The sequence below is a fragment of the Curvibacter delicatus NBRC 14919 genome, assembly GCF_001592265.1.
In the GTDB taxonomy this organism is placed as follows: Bacteria; Pseudomonadota; Gammaproteobacteria; order Burkholderiales; family Burkholderiaceae_C; genus Hylemonella; species Hylemonella delicata.
On record NZ_BCWP01000101.1, the window covers coordinates 1 to 803 of the forward strand.

Annotated in this window: 1 protein-coding gene; it reads left to right on the plus strand. The window is 56.8% G+C overall.

The genetic code is table 11. The features are described 5' to 3' along the window. Positions 1-110: 110 nt before the first annotated feature. A partial coding sequence (locus tag CDE01S_RS17995; protein WP_218016554.1) for a hypothetical protein occupies positions 111-803 on the plus strand: 693 nt, incomplete at its 3' end.

The window sequence follows — 803 nt, forward strand, 5'->3', positions numbered from 1 at the left end:
AAGCCCAAACAGCGTCAGCATCGACAGATGCGGCCATGCGCATAGTCATTCACGCACTCACTCGGAACGCAGGGCTAGACCACGCCCAGCTGGTGCGGCAGGCACGTTCGATGAAAAGAAAAATCCTTGACGACGTGAGAAACGAAAGGATCTGGTTTTTCGACTTACCAAAGGTCGACGCAAAAGCGGAGCTAGACCATCCACTTGTCGATAGTGAATTCATCCCCCAATTAGAAAACCTGATTCTTGGCCCAAGCCACTTTTTTGCGCTGAATGCGGCCTACGTGCTCTATTCCTTACGCGAAAAGTCAGATTACTCGAATGTGCTCAGACGACTGCTCACTGGCGGCCGGGGTGAGTCTCTTCGGCTATCAGCCGCGATGACGTGTGACTTGCCAGATGGGACGGGGCAACCACTCTTGTTGGATCGCCTATTGAATGGAGAAAGCACTTCAGGCTGCCGCCACTTGTACAAGCGCCTGACAGGCCCCTATGGCATCCAGCACGTCGAAGCTGTTCGAAAAGGCTTGGGGGGAAGTTCAGCCCGCGCTGCCAAGGCAGCTGCGGAGTTGGCCAATAAATTTCCGTTGGATGCGGCATTGGCCAGCGAGTTGCGGGCCTTTTTTGATCAATGGCGGACCAAAGAAGAGCCTTATCCGAGAGGGGGTGGCTCCGTCCCCGAAAGTCCCCGCGGCGAACTAGCCAAGATCTTGGCTCCGGCGTTCGCGCGGGACCACGACTTTCTCCTCGACCTCCTCGCCGACGATAGGCCCGGCGTGCAAAGCGCTGCACGGGAGCATGCC